The sequence below is a fragment of the Halobacillus sp. A5 genome, assembly GCF_024189315.1.
Taxonomy (GTDB): Bacteria; Bacillota; Bacilli; order Bacillales; family Halobacillaceae; genus Halobacillus_A.
Genome location: NZ_JAIZEO010000001.1, coordinates 132,364 through 149,676 on the forward strand (window position 1 = coordinate 132,364; position 17,313 = coordinate 149,676).

At 39.8% G+C, this 17,313-nt stretch carries 16 protein-coding genes and 1 other annotated feature (1 of these 17 only partly in view); all 16 genes read left to right on the plus strand.

What is annotated here, in order from left to right; all coding sequences use genetic code 11:
• Positions 1-59 precede the first annotated feature (59 nt).
• The 16 genes from icd to ytxC all read left to right on the plus strand — a co-directional run bounded on the left by icd (position 60) and on the right by ytxC (position 17,127).
• Positions 60-1,334 carry an NADP-dependent isocitrate dehydrogenase gene (icd, locus tag LF822_RS00695; RefSeq protein WP_253922049.1) on the plus strand — a complete coding sequence of 425 codons (1,275 nt, stop codon included), beginning with the start codon at positions 60-62 and terminating at the stop codon, positions 1,332-1,334.
• A 15-nt stretch (positions 1,335-1,349) separates the two neighbouring features.
• Positions 1,350-2,288: a malate dehydrogenase gene (mdh, locus tag LF822_RS00700; RefSeq protein ID WP_253922050.1), complete on the plus strand. Its 939-nt coding sequence runs from the start codon at positions 1,350-1,352 to the stop codon at positions 2,286-2,288.
• Positions 2,289-2,368: 80 nt separating this feature from the next.
• On the plus strand, positions 2,369-2,845 hold the full coding sequence (locus tag LF822_RS00705) for a hotdog family protein (protein ID WP_253922051.1): 477 nt from the start codon (positions 2,369-2,371) through the stop codon (positions 2,843-2,845).
• Between the two features lie 575 nt (positions 2,846-3,420).
• On the plus strand, positions 3,421-4,116 hold the full coding sequence (locus LF822_RS00710; protein ID WP_253922052.1) for a response regulator transcription factor: 696 nt from the start codon (positions 3,421-3,423) through the stop codon (positions 4,114-4,116).
• Position 4,117: 1 nt separating this feature from the next.
• A complete protein-coding gene (gene pnpS / locus LF822_RS00715) occupies positions 4,118-5,872 on the plus strand; it encodes a two-component system histidine kinase PnpS (protein WP_253922053.1) in 1,755 nt (584 codons plus the stop codon).
• A 217-nt stretch (positions 5,873-6,089) separates the two neighbouring features.
• Complete coding sequence (polA, locus tag LF822_RS00720) at positions 6,090-8,732, plus strand: DNA polymerase I (protein WP_253922054.1); 2,643 nt, start codon at positions 6,090-6,092, stop codon at positions 8,730-8,732.
• Positions 8,733-8,748: 16 nt separating this feature from the next.
• Positions 8,749-9,573, plus strand: a complete 825-nt coding sequence (gene mutM, locus LF822_RS00725; protein ID WP_253922055.1) for a DNA-formamidopyrimidine glycosylase — start codon at positions 8,749-8,751, stop codon at positions 9,571-9,573.
• Positions 9,574-9,633: 60 nt separating this feature from the next.
• Positions 9,634-10,233, plus strand: a complete 600-nt coding sequence (locus tag LF822_RS00730) for a manganese efflux pump (protein WP_253922056.1) — start codon at positions 9,634-9,636, stop codon at positions 10,231-10,233.
• Between the two features lie 10 nt (positions 10,234-10,243).
• A complete protein-coding gene (gene coaE, locus LF822_RS00735) occupies positions 10,244-10,855 on the plus strand; it encodes a dephospho-CoA kinase (RefSeq protein ID WP_253922057.1) in 612 nt (203 codons plus the stop codon).
• A gap of 162 nt (positions 10,856-11,017) precedes the next feature.
• Entirely contained in the window at positions 11,018-12,052 is a 1,035-nt protein-coding gene (locus tag LF822_RS00740) for a glyceraldehyde-3-phosphate dehydrogenase (RefSeq protein ID WP_253922058.1), read from the plus strand.
• 224 nt (positions 12,053-12,276) lie between these two features.
• Entirely contained in the window at positions 12,277-12,654 is a 378-nt protein-coding gene (gene speD / locus LF822_RS00745) for an adenosylmethionine decarboxylase (protein ID WP_253922059.1), read from the plus strand.
• Between the two features lie 303 nt (positions 12,655-12,957).
• Positions 12,958-13,335 carry a cytosolic protein gene (locus LF822_RS00750; RefSeq protein ID WP_253922060.1) on the plus strand — a complete coding sequence of 126 codons (378 nt, stop codon included), beginning with the start codon at positions 12,958-12,960 and terminating at the stop codon, positions 13,333-13,335.
• 38 nt (positions 13,336-13,373) lie between these two features.
• Positions 13,374-13,838 (plus strand): transcriptional regulator NrdR, encoded by a 465-nt coding sequence (nrdR, locus tag LF822_RS00755; RefSeq protein ID WP_253922061.1) that lies wholly within the window; start codon positions 13,374-13,376, stop codon positions 13,836-13,838.
• 58 nt (positions 13,839-13,896) lie between these two features.
• Positions 13,897-15,240 carry a replication initiation and membrane attachment family protein gene (locus LF822_RS00760; protein ID WP_253922062.1) on the plus strand — a complete coding sequence of 448 codons (1,344 nt, stop codon included), beginning with the start codon at positions 13,897-13,899 and terminating at the stop codon, positions 15,238-15,240.
• A gap of 14 nt (positions 15,241-15,254) precedes the next feature.
• Positions 15,255-16,187, plus strand: a complete 933-nt coding sequence (gene dnaI, locus LF822_RS00765) for a primosomal protein DnaI (protein ID WP_253922063.1) — start codon at positions 15,255-15,257, stop codon at positions 16,185-16,187.
• Between the two features lie 115 nt (positions 16,188-16,302).
• Positions 16,303-17,127: a putative sporulation protein YtxC gene (gene ytxC / locus LF822_RS00770; RefSeq protein ID WP_253922064.1), complete on the plus strand. Its 825-nt coding sequence runs from the start codon at positions 16,303-16,305 to the stop codon at positions 17,125-17,127.
• A gap of 43 nt (positions 17,128-17,170) precedes the next feature.
• Positions 17,171-17,313, plus strand: a binding site (T-box leader); it runs 86 nt beyond the window's last position.

A 17,313-nucleotide genomic window follows, 5' to 3' on the forward strand; every position in this document is an offset into this window, starting at 1 on the left:
TGATGAAGAGGGGTATAATATCCCTTTTTAATCTAGCAATTATTTTAGGAGGGTTTATTTTGGCACAATCTCAGAAAATCTCAGTAGAACAAAATGGTAATTTAAACGTACCGGACCGCCCGGTCATTCCGTATATCGAAGGTGACGGTATCGGCCCGGATATTTGGGCTTCAGCCAGCCGGGTAATTGAAGCTGCAGTCGATAAGGCTTACAGCGGTGAAAAATCAATCGAATGGAAAGAAGTACTAGCTGGTCAGAAAGCTTATGATCAAACAGGCGAATGGCTGCCAGCTGAAACCCTGGATACAATTCGTGACTATAAAATTGCTATAAAAGGTCCATTAACAACACCTATTGGTGGAGGAATCCGTTCCCTAAACGTAGCACTTCGTCAAGAGTTGGACTTGTTTACATGTCTGCGTCCTGTCCGCTATTTTGAAGGTGTTCCTTCTCCAGTTAAACGTCCTGAAGATACAGATATGGCAATTTTCCGTGAAAACACAGAAGATATTTATGCTGGTATCGAATGGCAGCAGGGTACACCTGAAGTGAAGAAAGTAATCGATTTCCTTCAAAATGAGATGGGTGTACATAACATTCGTTTCCCTGAAACTTCTGGAATCGGTATCAAGCCAGTTTCAGCAGAAGGTACAAAGCGTCTGGTACGTGCGGCCATCGATTATGCGTTAAATGAAGGTCGTAAAAACGTAACGCTTGTCCACAAAGGAAACATTATGAAGTATACTGAAGGCTCCTTTAAGAACTGGGGTTATGAAGTAGCTGAAGAAGAATACGGTGATAAAGTATTCACTTGGGCAGAATATGACCGTATTGTTGAGAAAGAAGGTAAAGATGCTGCAAATGCTGCACAGGACAAAGCAGAAGCTGAAGGGAAGATTATTGTAAAAGATGCTATTGCCGATATTTTCTTACAGCAGATCCTGACCCGTCCAAAAGAATTTGACGTAGTAGCAACTATGAACCTGAATGGGGATTATATTTCCGATGCATTGGCTGCACAGGTTGGCGGAATCGGAATTGCTCCAGGAGCAAATATTAACTTTGAAACAGGTCATGCTATTTTCGAAGCTACTCACGGTACAGCTCCTAAATATGCAGGACTGGATAAAGTGAATCCATCTTCTGTGATTTTGTCTGGTGTTCTTATGCTTGAGCATCTGGGCTGGAGAGAAGCAGCTCAGCTTATTTCTCAATCTATGGACAAGACCATCGGCAGCAAAGTAGTGACTTATGATTTTGCACGTATGATGGACGGTGCTACCGAAGTGAAGTGTTCCGAATTTGGTGATGCTCTTATCAAAAATATGGACTAAGTGAGGGAGATCAATATGGCAATACGCAGAAATAAAATTTCGGTAATCGGCAGTGGCTTTACTGGAGCCACTACCGCTTTAATGCTTGCACAGAAAGAACTTGGTGATGTCATTCTCGTAGATATTCCTGACATGGAGGATCCGACTAAGGGTAAAGCTTTAGATATGCTGGAAGCGGGTCCCGTTCAGGGGTTCGATGCTAAAGTTAAAGGTACAGCCGACTATGAGGATACTGAAGGTTCTGACTTGGTGATCATAACAGCAGGTATTGCAAGAAAACCTGGTATGAGTCGTGATGATTTAGTCAATACGAACTCTAAGATCATGAAGAGTGTGACAAAAGAAATTGTAAAGTATTCTCCAGACTGCTATATTGTTGTTTTGACAAACCCTGTTGATGCTATGACTTATTCTGTATTCCAGGAAGCCGGACTTCCTAAGAACCGTGTTATCGGCCAATCTGGTGTGCTTGATTCAGCCCGTTTCCGTACGTTTGTTGCTGAAGAACTGAATGTTTCAGTAAAAGATGTAACAGGATTCGTTCTTGGAGGACATGGGGACGATATGGTTCCTTTAGTACGCTACTCATTTGCGGGCGGAATTCCGCTTGAGAAGCTAATCTCAAAAGAACGTTTAGATGAAATCGTTCAGCGTACGCGTACTGGAGGAGGCGAAATAGTTGGCCTCCTGGGTAACGGAAGTGCATATTATGCTCCTGCTGCTTCCTTAACACAAATGGCAGAGGCTATTCTAAAGGACCAGCGGCGGATTCTTCCGGCTATCGCATACCTTGAAGGCGAATACGGATATGAAGGTATTTATTTAGGTGTTCCTACAATTTTAGGTGGAAATGGTATTGAAGAAATCATTGAATTGGATTTAACAGAAGAAGAGAAAAAACAGCTTGACCAATCAGCGGCTTCTGTTAAAAACGTATTAGATGTATTAAACTAAAGTAAGAAGGATTCGAGGCATATCCTCGAATCCTTTTTTTCACACTATTGTAAACGCTTTCTAATAAAGGGGTTGAAGAAATGCTTGGGAAGAAAAGAAAACTCGGAAGAAAAATTCACGAATTGAAAGCTGGAGATTCATATACTGCGGCCACCACGATTGAGGACCGTGATCTGTTAATGTATCTGGGATTGACTGATGACTCCAACCCTCTATACATTCAGCATGATTATGCTTCAGAAACACCATATAAGAAACCTGTGGTGCCCACAGTGATGATATTTGGAAAAATTTCATCAATCATTTCCATGCACCTTCCAGGTCCCGGCAGTCATATTATTAAACATAACTTGTCTTATCCAAAGGCTTTATATCATTATAGTGAGATCAAAATCACACTTGAAGTCAACCAGATTTATAAAAAAGAACATTATATTGAAGTTAAGGTTATTGGTTATGATGAGGAAGGGGATGAAATCGTAAGCGGCTCTGTTTCAGTACGTCCGCCTTATGAACCTAAATCAATGAATGCAAGCTCTCTTGAAAACTTTTATTAATATTTATTTCAGCTGAGGTCGGGAAAAAAACTGAATAAAACATAAAATAATCCGAATGATTTTGTAGAAATCAGTTCGGATTATTTATGTTAAAGAGAATTCACACTATATAATCTGCGTTTATACAAATGTTCGTTTTTGGCATCACTGCTTTACTTATGTCCCAGCCTCTTTTCCCTCTAATTCCTTCCTTTAAAAGTTGTCCGGGTACTTATGAAGAGACGTCAGAATGTTGAGGAAAGATAGTAACGGGCTGCCAGATTGCTCACGTGATCGCTAAGCTTATATACCGGATTGCTCCCTGCGAAAAACGAGCTGTCCTCTTCACCGCCATACAATAAAGTGCAGACCCACATAAATTTTCACTCTCCAATCGAAGACTTACAATAAAATCAGTTAAAAAGCCAAATAAATTCACCTTTTATATATCTACTTAAAAAGTTAATACTATAAATTTTTGTATGGAAAAAAATTACTGTTATTTCTGTGTAAAAATTGTAAAGAAACGTGCCAAACTGTAAACTAATATGTATCATGAAATTGAAGGCATACAAATGTTTACTGGGGGGATCCTTATGAATCAAAAGATTTTAATAGTAGATGATGAAGAATCTATTGTCACCCTGCTTAAATACAATATAGACCAAGCGGGTTATGACACAGATGTAGCTTATACTGGAAGTGATGCTTTGGAAAAAGCTTCTTCTACGACCTACGACATGATTGTACTTGACGTCATGCTCCCCGGAATGGACGGCATGGAGGTTTGTAAGCAGCTTAGACAAAAACAAGTGCAGACCCCGATTCTTATGCTCACAGCCAAAGATGATGAGTTTGATAAGGTTCTGGGACTGGAACTGGGAGCAGATGATTATTTAACGAAGCCCTTCAGTCCTAGAGAGGTGGTAGCCAGAATAAAAGCGATATTGCGAAGAATGGTTCGCGAGCCTGCAGAGGATACGGTTCAAACAATCCAAATAGCTGATTTAAAGATTTATCCAGAACAATATGAAGCTACGATTAAAGAAGAAGCGCTTGTATTCACACCGAAAGAGTTTGAACTTCTTTATTACCTTGCACAAAACATCGGCCGTGTCTTATCAAGAGACCAGTTATTAAGTGCTGTATGGAATTACGATTTCGCGGGTGATACTCGAATTGTTGATGTGCATGTAAGTCATCTGCGGGAAAAGATAGAGCCAGACACTAAAAAGCCAGTTTATATTAAAACCATCCGAGGTTTAGGATATAAAATGGAGGTTCCTAAGTAAAATGAGGTCAAAGACCAGACCTTTACTAACTTACACAGTATTAGTCATTATTGTTATGGTAAGTCTCGGTATACTACTAGCTCAACTGACCAGGAGTTATTTTATAACTATTTTTGAAGAAAGAATCTCTGTTGAAAGCGAATATTTCATTACTTATGTGGAAGATTTTTTAGAAGGAGATCAAGTTACGAGCGAATCCTTGAGCCGATTTAGCGAGCAGATTAATACAAGTCTTGTTTTCATATCTGACGAGGAAGAAATACTGATCGATACCGTAGAAGCTAATGAAGAAGTAACCGAAGCGGATAAAGAAAGAATCATTAATATCGTTAAGAGCACAGAGAATTCTATGAGAGAAGGTAAGCTTCTTGATGATGTTTTCTATTATCCACTTCCTCAAACAATAGGTGATACGACTGGAACGTTGATCCTCATTTCGCCAGTTGATTCATTGTCTAATATCACAAAAAACATATGGCTGATTATCAGCATGACTTTGTTGATAGGTTTAATCGCAATTTATTTTATAGGGTATAACGTGTTTTCGAACTATATTCGCCCAATAAGAGCGGCAGCAGGTGTAGCAGACGAGTTAGCAAAAGGGAATTATAAGGCCAGAACCTATGAAGGGCATTTTGGTGAAGCGGGTCAGTTGAGCCGGTCTATTAATATTCTGGCAAGAAACCTGCAGAAAATGACAAGTTCGAAAGGGATGCAGGAAAACCAACTGGAAGCTGTTATAAACAATATGGGAAGCGGCCTTATTCTTATAGATGAAAAAGGATACATTCAGCTGGTGAACCGTGCGTTTGTTGACAGTTTTGGCGGCAGTAAGAAAAACTATGTAGGCTACCTTTACCACGATGCCATTCCTTTTACAGCTATCCATGAGACAGTACAAAATATTTATATGTTTGAAGAAACTGTAAGTGAAGCGTTTATTCTTCCGGTTGATATTAACCGGAAGCATCTGGAAGTCACAGGGGCTCCTATATTCAGTGATAAGAAGCAATGGAAGGGGATCGTTCTCGTCTTTCATGATATTACCGACATGAAAAAATTGGAGCAAATGCGTAAAGACTTCGTCGCAAACGTTTCTCACGAGCTTAAGACCCCAATCACATCGATAAGAGGCTTCTCAGAAACATTGCTGGATGGGGCTATGAAGGACGAACAGATGCTAAAACAATTCCTTGAAATTATTTTGAAAGAGAGTGGTCGTTTACAGTCACTTATTCAAGACTTGCTTGAACTGTCTAAAGTAGAGAGAGAAGATTTCCACTTAACTCTCGAACACTTCAATGTGCAGAACTTTTTAAGAGACCTCCTGCCAATAGTGAAGCACCAGGCAAAAAAGAAAAATATAACACTTCAGGGAGAGATTGAAGGTCATACCACCGTAGAAGGGGATACAAGTCGTTTAAAACAAGTCTTTATTAACCTATTATCGAATGCAGTCAATTACACGGGAGAAAACGGTAATGTTCATTTGAACTTTAAGGAATACGATGATCATGTAATAGTTAGTGTTAAAGATAATGGTGTAGGGATACCAAAAGAAGAGGTGCCCCGGATATTTGAACGGTTTTACCGCGTTGATAAAGCCCGTAGCCGTAATTCCGGTGGAACAGGACTGGGATTGGCGATTGTAAAGCACATAGTTGAAGCTCATCACGGTTCTATTCAAGTGGAGAGTGAAGAAGGCGAAGGGACAACATTTCATGTTAAACTATTTAAAGAATTTACAAATATTTAATAATATAATGAATGTCAGTTTACGTTCCTTTGCTACTATACAATAGAAACCCTTTCATCCAAGGTGTTTTCTCTTTGATGAGCAGAAGCTTCCCTCGCTTCTGCTCTTTTTTAGTGCTGAATTTCAAATAATACGGTATGGCATACAGGTTTTTTTCTTCTTCTTATGGAACATGATAGAATAGAGGTAATGATGTCTTCCTTAAGGAGCTGAAACAATGGCGGAAAAATTAGTACTAATAGATGGAAACAGTATCGCATACCGTGCCTTTTTTGCACTTCCTTTATTAAACAATGATAAAGGGGTTTATACAAATGCGGTTTATGGATTTACTACAATGTTACTTAAAATATTGGAAGAGGATAACCCTGATCATATGCTGGTAGCATTTGACGCAGGAAAAACAACATTTCGTCATAAAACATATGAAGAATATAAAGGAGGTCGTCAAAAAACTCCACCCGAACTTTCTGAGCAGTTTCCTGTTTTAAAGGAGCTTCTGGATGCGTTCAAGATAAAGCACTATCAGCTTGACCAATATGAAGCTGATGATATTATCGGTACCTTAGCTGAAAAGGGACAAAAAAAGAACTACGATGTGAAAGTGATCTCAGGGGACAAGGATTTATTACAGCTTGTTTCTGATAAAGTGAAAGTAACCTTAACCAAGAAAGGGATTACGAATGTAGATACATATGATCCTGCCTTTCTAATGGAAAAAATGGAGATCAGACCTGATCAGGTTATCGATCTGAAAGCATTAATGGGGGACAGCTCTGATAATATTCCCGGAGTCCCGGGAGTAGGTGAAAAAACGGCGGTCAAATTGTTAAAGCAATTTGATAAATTAGAGGCGGTTTATGAACAGATCAATGATGTGAGTGGTAAAAAGCTTAAAGAAAAGCTTGAAAATCACCAGCAAGATGCTTTTATGAGTAAGGAACTGGTGACAATTGAGCGTGATGCTCCAATTGAGATAGATTTAGAGGATTTGAAATTTAACGATTATGACCAACATAAAGTGGCTTCTGTTTTTAGAGATCTTGGCTTCCAATCATTAATTAATAGAGTAGCTGATGAAGATTCTTCCACGCAGGAGGCTCCTGAAGAATGGGACGAAGTTGAGGTCAATGTGGTTTCTAATTTCGGCAGTGTCACGCTGACTGGTGAAGAAGCTGTAGTTGTAGAAATGCTTCACGAAAACTACCACTCTTCTCCAATCGTTGGTATATCAATTGTGAATAATAGTGGAAACTATTTTATTACTATCAAAGATGCAGAACATTGTAATGAATTTGTTAAATGGGCTCAGGATCCAGCCAGTAAAAAGTGGGTATTTGACGCCAAACGTACTCTCGTGGCGCTAAGAAGGCACGGTATCGCGCTGCAGGGGGTATCGTTCGACTTATTATTAGCGTCATATTTAATTAACCCATCAGAAAACAATCATGATGTCCCTGCTATTAGTCATCGGATGAACGAACGAGCAGTCCAATACGATGAAGAAGTGTATGGGAAAGGGGCCAAACTAAAGGTACCTGAAGACCAAACCGTTATGCAGGATCATGTAACAAGAAAAGCGAAAGTACTCTATAAGCTGAAGGATCAAATGGAAGATCAACTTAAACAAAATGAACAATTTGAATTATATAAAGAACTGGAAATGCCTCTGGCCTTAATCCTTGGGGAAATGGAGCATTGCGGTGTACAGGTTGACGTAAGCCGATTAGAAAAAATGGGAGACGATCTTGACCTGAGGCTGACTGACATTAAAAAAGAGATCTTCGATTTGGCTGGGGAGGAGTTTAATTTAAATTCACCTAAACAACTTGGTCCGATCTTATTTGAAAAACTAGGACTTCCTGTTATTAAGAAAACGAAAACGGGGTACTCCACCTCTGCAGATATATTGGAACAGCTTCAAGATGAACACGAGATCGTTGAGAAAATATTGTTATTCCGTCAGCTTGGCAAATTGAAGTCGACTTATATAGAAGGCTTGTTAAAGGTAGTTAATAAGGATACTAGTAAAATTCACACGAGGTTTAACCAAGCTTTAACCCAGACTGGCAGACTAAGTTCTATAGAACCAAACCTGCAGAACATCCCGATCCGACTGGAGGAAGGACGAAAAATAAGACAGGCCTTTGTACCTTCCAAAGAGAACTGGGTAATGTTTGCTAGTGATTATTCTCAAATTGAACTTCGTGTACTCGCTCATATTGCCCAGGATGATAAACTTAAAGCTGCATTTAAAGAAGGTAAAGACATTCATACTCAGACCGCCAGTGAGGTGTTTGATGTGCCTGCAGAAAAGGTGAACTCCCAAATGAGGAGGCAGGCTAAAGCGGTAAACTTTGGTATTGTTTATGGAATAAGCGACTATGGATTATCCCAAAGCCTGGGTATCTCCAGGAAAGAAGCAAAAGTATTCATCGAGAAATATTTATCCAGCTATCCGGGGGTAAAAGAATATATGAGCGAATCGATTAAAGAGGCAAAGAGAATGGGATATGTGAAGACCTTTATGAATCGGAGAAGATATCTTCCTGAAATAACAAGCCGTAATTTTAACCAGCGTAGTTTTGCAGAGAGGACTGCTATGAACACACCTATCCAGGGCAGTGCAGCTGATATTATTAAGAAAGCCATGATTGATTTAGACGAACGGTTAAAGCAGGAGAAGCTGCAGGCACGTATGCTTCTGCAGGTTCATGATGAATTAATATTAGAAGCTCCAGAAGAAGAGCTTGATCAACTTAAGAAGATCGTGCCGGAGGTAATGGAACAAACAGTGGACTTAGATGTGCCGCTCGAAGTAGATTATTCCTTTGGACCTACCTGGTATGACGCAAAGTAAGTGAGGAGAAAGAAGTATGCCGGAACTGCCTGAAGTAGAAACTGTTAGACAAACATTGAAGCAATTAGTGTTAAATAAAGAAATTAAAGATGTTTCGATCTATTGGGACAATATTATAAAGCGCCCGCTGGAGCCTATGGATTTTAAAGCCTGGCTTCAAGGTCAGCGGCTCATCGATATAGAAAGGAAAGGAAAGTTTTTAATATTTCAATTTTCTGATATATCCATGGTGTCGCATTTGAGAATGGAAGGGAAGTTTGGCTTGTATGATTCTTCACTTCCCAAGCCGAAACATACTCATGTTGTTTTTCAATTCACCGACGGTTCAGAATTAAGGTATGATGATGTACGTAAATTTGGTACTATGCATTTGTTTCAAAAAGGAGAAGAGTGGAAAGAAAAGCCTCTGAACCTATTAGGACCGGATCCATTTGACCCTTTATTTACTGTAGATTACTTTTATAATAAACTTCAAAAAACAAGCCGTCACATAAAAGCGGTATTGCTTGATCAGTCTGTCGTTGCAGGGTTAGGCAATATTTATGTTGATGAAGCGTTATATAGAGCCCGAATTCATCCGGAGCGTACAGCCAAAGAGCTGAACTACGGGGAAGCTGCAAGATTGAAAGAAGCGAGTACGGAGACCATACTTGAAGCAGTTAAGAAAGGCGGGACTACCATCCGTACTTATTTGAATGGGCAGGGGGAAATGGGAATGTTCCAGCAAGAGCTTAAAGTCTATGGTAAAGAAAATATAGACTGCGTAGAGTGCGGTACGCCTATTTTAAAGTTGAAGGTAAGCGGAAGAGGTACGCATATATGTCCGCAATGTCAGCAGTAACACATTAAGGTTATCCGCCCATATACTATTTCATATTGATTAATGTCGAGGTGAAAAGTATTGGGGACTGTATTTCTTACATTATTATTTGTGATAGCCGTTAGTGTAGACAGCTTCGGGATCGGGTGCATGATTGGCTTAAAGAAAATTGGACTGTCTTTTACAGGGATTTGCGGGATTGCGATGCTGTCGGGTTTATGTTATTTATGCTCTGCAACTGCAGGTCATTTATTGCTGCCTTACATTAATCCAAATTTATTTGAATGGCTGGCTGCTCTATCTTTTATCGGTTTAGGTGTGTTCTTCATTTGGTCCAATCATTCAAATCACGAAGACTCTAAAGAAGATTCAATTTGGACACAGCCTGCCCGCGTCTTAAAGTCGCCTGAAAACGCTGATATCGATGACTCTGGAGGAATTCAGGGTAAGGAAGTAATCTTATTAGGACTTGCGCTTTCTCTTGATACAATCGGAGCGGGATTCAGCAGTGTATTTATTGGAATTAAGCCACTCTATACGGCTGGCTTGATTGCAATGATGACATACATCATGCTGTACGGTGGGTTAAAAAGTGGTGAGAGATTCCGAAGCAGGATTAACCATTTGTCCAATTTGCCAGGTATCTTACTTATAATCATAGGGCTTATTAAATTAGTATAGGAGGATTAGTATGGGAGTGATCATTGGACTGACAGGTAGTATTGCTACAGGTAAAAGCACGGTTTCGAAAATGTTCAACGAATTTCATATTCCTGTTGTAGACGCCGATGTTATCTCTCGTGAGGTTGTGGAAATAGGTGAGCCAGCTTACGAAAAGATTGTGCAGCATTTTGGAGTGAAGGTATTGAATACCGACCGTACGTTAGATCGTAAGCGCTTGGGAAGTATTGTATTTAAAGATAAAGAGTTGAGAAACCAGTTGAATGAGATTATTCATCCGGAAGTTCGTAAACAAATGCTGAAACAACGGGATTATTATTTAGATCAAGGAGAAAAAGCTGTTGTTCTTGATATTCCCTTGTTATTTGAGAGCCGCCTCACTCATTTCGCTGATCGTACACTTGTAGTCTATGTGGATGAAGACACTCAGCTGGAAAGATTAATGAAGAGGGACGGATCGACTAGAGAAGAAGCACAGGAACGGATTCGATCGCAGATTTCTATCGAAGAGAAAGCCGGGAGAGCTGATAAAGTCATTGATAATTCACAAACCATTGAAGACACTTTCACTCAATTGAAACAAATCTTAACAGAGTGGAACCTTATAAATGAACCTAATTGAACAGCACTTCAATTAGGTTCATTTTTTATTACTTGTTTGAAGTAAAGCAGCGAAGCCCTTTTTAAAAAATGTTCAAAAAATCAACTACAAAAACGCTTCCAATGTGTTATACTATTTTTGAAAAAGCTTTTAAAAGTATATCACATATTGGGGGCTTGCCTTATGAAGAAAACTAGAATTGCGATTAACGGTCTGGGGAGAATAGGGAGAATGGTCTTCAGAAAAGCGGTCTTAGATGAGTCGATAGAGCTCGTGGCCGTTAATGCAAGTTATCCAGCTGAAACCATGGCGCATATGTTGAAGTATGATAGTGTCCATGGCAGATTTGATGGAGAAATTGAACCTGTTAAAAATGGGATTTTAATAAATGGAAGTAAAGTTGAACTCTGCTCGGAGCGTGATCCTCTGGAACTTCCCTGGGATGAGCTTGATATAGACATCGTAATTGAAGCTACCGGGAAATTTAAAACAAACGAAGAAGCTTCACTGCACATTCAATCAGGTGCAAAAAAAGTCATTATTACAGCTCCGGGTAAATCTGTTGATGCCACGATTGTGATGGGGGTTAATGAAAGCTCATATGACCCTGAAAACCATGATGTAATTTCTAATGCTTCCTGCACTACAAACTGTCTTGCACCAGTGGTGAAAGTTCTTGAAGATCGTTTTGGTATTGAAAATGGCCTTATGACAACGGTGCATTCGTTCACGAACGATCAGAAGAATTTGGATAACCCTCATAAAGACCTGCGAAGGGCGAGAGGATGTACTCAGTCCATTATTCCGACTTCTACAGGAGCAGCTAAAGCACTTGGTGAAGTAATACCATCTTTAGCTGGAAAGCTTAATGGAATGGCGCTGCGTGTCCCTACTCCAAATGTTTCTTTAGTTGACCTCGTAGTCGATCTAAAAAGAGATGTGACGGCAGAAGAAGTCAATGCGGCTTTTCAATACGACAGTAATAATGAAATGCGGGGTATTTTAGAGTATAACGAGGAACCATTGGTATCCATTGATTATACCACTTCCCCTGCATCAGCCATTGTAGATGGATTGTCAACTCAGGTCATGGCAGATCGAAAAGTTAAAGTGTTAGCCTGGTATGATAACGAATGGGGCTACTCCTGCAGAGTTGTAGATCTTGCCATTCATGTAGGAAAATTAATGAAACAGGAGACCCCGGCAAAGGTTTCTTGATGACAGTCCGCTTATTGTATCCTATAATCGAGAGAAACGGACAAAATGTTTCTTGCAAAATAGGGATAAACCGTATATACTTTCTTTGAACTTCTGAATACTGTCAATTTCATCGTCTACTTAAAGGGTTAGGACCTCTCAGGACTAACTTTCCCCCGTGGTAGTACATGAAGGTATATTTAGAAGGGAACGAAAGTCAATGTACAAAAGGGGGATCCTAATTAATGGATACAATGGGAAGACATGTTATAAGTGAACTGTGGAATTGTAATGAAAATAAATTAAATGATATGAGTTATATTGAACAGGTGTTTGTTGACGCCGCTTTAAGAGCTGGTGCAGAGGTGCGTGAAGTAGCTTTTCATAAATTTGCTCCTCATGGAGTAAGCGGGGTTGTTATTATTTCTGAATCCCACTTAACGATTCACAGCTTCCCGGAACATGGGTATGCAAGCATCGATGTATATACGTGCGGCGATCGTATAGACCCTAATGTTGCTGCTCAATATATAGTGGAAGCATTAGAAGCCGGCAGAAATGAAACCGTAGAAGTTCCAAGAGGAATGGGACCTGTAGAAGTTCAACAATCCAGGGCTCTTTAAGAAAAATCACACAGGTTTTCTGTGTGATTTTTTTGTTTCTGGTCTAGGAAATTATAAAATTCCAAACTGTGGGTATCTTTTTAAAAAAGAGTGACTTCCATCTCCTGCGTCCAGACGCTCGCGTCATAAGCAACCCGACCTGCGGAAGGAAAGGCCGCCTTCCCGGACGTTTTGCTTATGGGTGTCGTGTCTGCCAGGGCGTTTGCGCCTTTGTTTTTTAAAAACAGGCGCTGCTTTTCTTTTTATTAAAACGTGTTAAAATAATAAAGAGATCATGTCGAATTTTTTGTAAGGGGTTATGTCGTGAAAGGATTTTTGTCTAAATATTTCAGTAATCATTCCGAAACCAGTGAAAACCATCGTGATTCTTCGCTTGAAACGAGATACTATAAAGCCAAACGAGATGAAATTTTTCATGCCGTTGAAGAAATGTTTCCACCTCCATCCGAGAAAGCAGCAGTTTCAAAAGAGAGAGGCGAAATCACAATAAAGTATAAAGGGAAGCGAAAAGCTTTTGTAGTCGCTACAATAATTATGGTCCGTCCTTTTCAAACAGCTGTCGATTTCTCCGTTACTACGGATTCTGGAGGACCAGTTGATTTAGGCTTCAGCCGTAATCTAATTGTAGAATGCTATGCGAAATTAGATCGTCAATTTCCTATATATGATCCTAAAAAGTAAGTTTAAGATTTAAATGACAATAGGTGGAGTTGATTTTTTTGAAGTGTCCTAATTGCCACTACAAGAGCACGAGAGTTCTTGATTCAAGACCTATTGAGGACGGACATGCAATTCGCAGAAGAAGAGAATGTGAGAATTGTGACTTTCGCTATACCACTTTTGAACGGGTAGAAGAAGTTCCGTTAATCGTAGTGAAAAAAGAAGGAACGCGGGAGGAATTCAGCCGTGAGAAGCTCATGCGCGGTCTTATTAGAGCATGCGAAAAACGTCCGGTAGCTGTAGAGGAATTAGAAGGTGTTACTCAAGATATTGAAAAGGAATTGAGGAACAGGGGCGTCTCTGAAGTTCAAAGTAAAGACATTGGAGAAATGATTATGGAACGACTTACAGAGATTGACGAAGTGGCCTACGTCAGGTTTGCTTCTGTGTACCGTCAGTTTAAAGATATAAATGTATTTATTGACGAGCTAAAAGACCTAATTAAACATGAAGATAAAGGATGAGCCCGTTCGGCTCATTTTCTTTTGTTATGCTTTCTGTAGAAAGGAGGACGATTTAAGAATGGACTCATCAATTGGTAAGCTTTTACCAATAGACGGATTTAAAGTACTGAAAAGAGGAGTTACACCTAAGTACGAGCAGTGGGCTCTTACTCACTTGTATCAACCTGTAATAGGTGTGTTAGCTGTATCACTATATCAGTTCCTTATAAGTGAATGGGAAACTAATAAACAGGAACATTTACAAACACACCATGTCATTATGTCCTACCTGGCATGCCCACTAGACAAGATTTACGAAGCTAGAAAAAAGTTAGAATCGATTGGATTGCTTAAGTCTTACGTGAATGATCATGAAGATACGGTTTACTTATATGAACTTCGTCCACCTTTAGCTGCAGAAGAGTTTTTCAATGATACGTTTTTATCTTTGCTGTTACAGCACCAGATAGGTATGGATAAATTTAATTTGCTGCAAAGCCGCTTTGATACAAGCTGGCCGGAAGTATATGCAGGTTTTGAAGAGATTACTGTTTCTTTCGAGCATATGTTTAATCCGCAGGTGAAAGGGTATGTCAAGCCAAATCATAAAGAAGCTACTGTACAAAAAGGACCTGTGATCACAGACTCTTCAATCGATTTTAAGTGGCTCGAAGCTGCACTTAAAAAGAGAATGTATCCTGCTGGTAAGATTTTGAACGGGGTTAACAAGAAAGTGATTGTACAGCTTGCGGCCCTGTATAACCTAAGTTCGACCGAAATCGAACGAGCGTTAACATGGGCGGTAAATGATGAATATGAACTTGATTTGGAAGAATTTAAGTCAGCCTGTCACGATTTTATGAAGAATGAATCGAAGGATAATGAGTACGTTTTAAATGAGCGTGAAAAAGTGAATAAAACCCAGGGCGACCCAGGAAGTAAGGAAGATCAATTTGTTGATCTATTAGAGCAGATCTCGCCAAGAGAACTACTTGAAGATCTATCAAATGGAAACCAGGCTTCCAACCAGGATATGAGAATTGTTCGGGATGTTATGACTGAACAGGGGCTTTCTCCAGGGGTCATGAATGTACTCGTTCACTATGTATTATTAAAAACAGATATGAAGCTCTCCAAAGCTTATTTAGAGAAAATAGCAAGTCATTGGGCCCGCAAGAACGTGACTACCGTTCGTCAAGCCATGAATTTAGCCAAGGCAGAACATCAGCAGTATCAGCAATGGGGCGGTCAGTCTAAAAGAAAATATCAAAATAAAAAGCCTGAAGTTATTCCTGAGTGGTTTAAAAAGCAGGATGCCGAAAGAGAAAGGCAGGAACAGGAGCATTCCACCCCTGCTGCCTATGATACTACTGATTTAGAAGAGCGGATTCGTAAACTTTCTAAGAAAGGCCATGGATCGTAAAAGGAGGCGCGTAAATGGAGCCTATCCAAAAATCACTGCAGAAATGGATGAAAGATCACAAGCAGTTTCAACAGCGGTTTAACCAAATGAAACGTGATGTCTTACGAGATGAAGACGTCAAAAAGCTGATTGCCCGGCATCCTTCCTTGACAGAAGAGGTGGTTGACAGACAGTTAATTAAATTCTATGAGTATCAGTCACAGTCGAAAAACTGTGAAAAATGTCCTTCGAGGGATGAGTGTATTAATATTCTGGGAGGCTACACGCCTGAAGCAACTGTAGAAGGGGCGGAGTTGAAGTTGATTTACGATAAATGTCAGCGTGAACGGGCAAGGGAACAGAAACGCAGGCAGGAATCGTTAATTAACAGCCTTCATATGCCGCGTGAAATTCTAGAAGCGAGTTCAGAGAGACTGGACTTAAACGATCCTAATCGGACAGAGGCTGTGGAGAAAACAGTCCAATATTTAGAGGGAATTAAAGACGAGCTGCCGAGTAAAGGGTTGTATTTTCATGGTCCGTTTGGAGTAGGTAAGACTTACTTTTTAGGTGTCATAGCCAACAAATTAAGTGAAAAAAACATTTCTTCAATGTTAATATACATGCCTGAATTTGTTAGAGAAATGAAAGCATCCATTAAAGATGATTCAATGAACAGCAAGGTTGAAGCCTTTAAGTCAACCCCTGTATTAATGTTGGATGATATAGGTGCAGAATCTCAGTCGGCATGGTTTAGGGATGAGGTGCTGGGTTCTATATTACAATACCGTATGATGGAGAGACTCCCTGTGTTTTTCACATCTAACTATAACCTAAATGAGCTTGAGAAGATATTTACAACGAGCAGCCGGGGAGATGTAGAGCAAGTCAAAGCTCAGAGAATTACAGAGCGTATTCGACAGTTAAGTGATTTTGTGAAAGTAGATGGAAGAAATCGAAGGGGTTAACGCGAGCTATTAGCATGTTTTTCTCACGCTTCACATATGTATAAAGTACAAACTGCTTTAAACCATGGAAATGGGACGAGGATAAAGCTTTACACGTTGTGGTGAGGAGGAAGTGATGTTGGCTTGTGTGTATTTTTCTAATCGCAAGGATGCGTTTATTTTTTATCAGATCTTTTTCGATTGTGCAAGGCATGATTTAAAGGGAGACATTAAAGAAGATAAAAACAAATGGTATGTCGTTGTACAGGAAAATGGGAGAAGCTTACTTTCGGAAATGGGACAGGCAATCATTGAAATCCTTAACAAACGAAAATTAAATGCCTGGATGGAGGGGGTACTTCGTCATCGTTTCTACTACGATGATCCTGACGAAATTGACCGTGTTATCCGCTTATCGGTCAAAATAAAAAAAGACCCTCCAGAAGGAGTACAGCTTCCTAATATCGAAAAAGAAATGGAACGTTTTGTGAAGAGGAAAGTTTTTGAGCGGTCTTATTCAGATTTCGATGAGCTTTCTGCTTCGTGCTTGAAGTATATTTATTCAGAACTGCTTGATTTTACAGGAAAGCTGCTTGATGAGTATAAGCTGGAAGAAGCTCATCAAATGATGGTTGATTCCTGGAGAAGGCGTGTAAAGAATAAAGTGAGCGGTGTTCCCCTTCTGCACGTTACCTACGACAAAGGTCTTAAATATTACTTCCCGGAGGGTAACCCTGTCGGAAGAGCCGAACTTATTAATTATTTGGATTCCCATCCTGACCCGATGATTCAAAATTTACCGGAAGACCCAGGTATTCTTCCTGCTCTCATATATTCACCCGAAGAATTAATGATATATGCTGATGAGCAGGGTGAGGCGAAGCTGGAATTATTAATGAATATCTTCGAAGAAAAAGCTGTTTGGAAACCCCTGTCGTTTTTTCCGTTCCTCAAAGCTTGATTTCTTTATTGAATCCCGCTATAATACGTACATATTCAATATTATGATAGCTTAGATGAGGACAAGAACATGAAGTGGCGCTTGTATAGAGAGAGGGGTCATCGGCTGAAAGCTCCTTCCTGACGGCTTTATTAGTTTACCGCCTCGGAGCCCTGTTTATGAACGGATACTAGTAATAAACAGCGT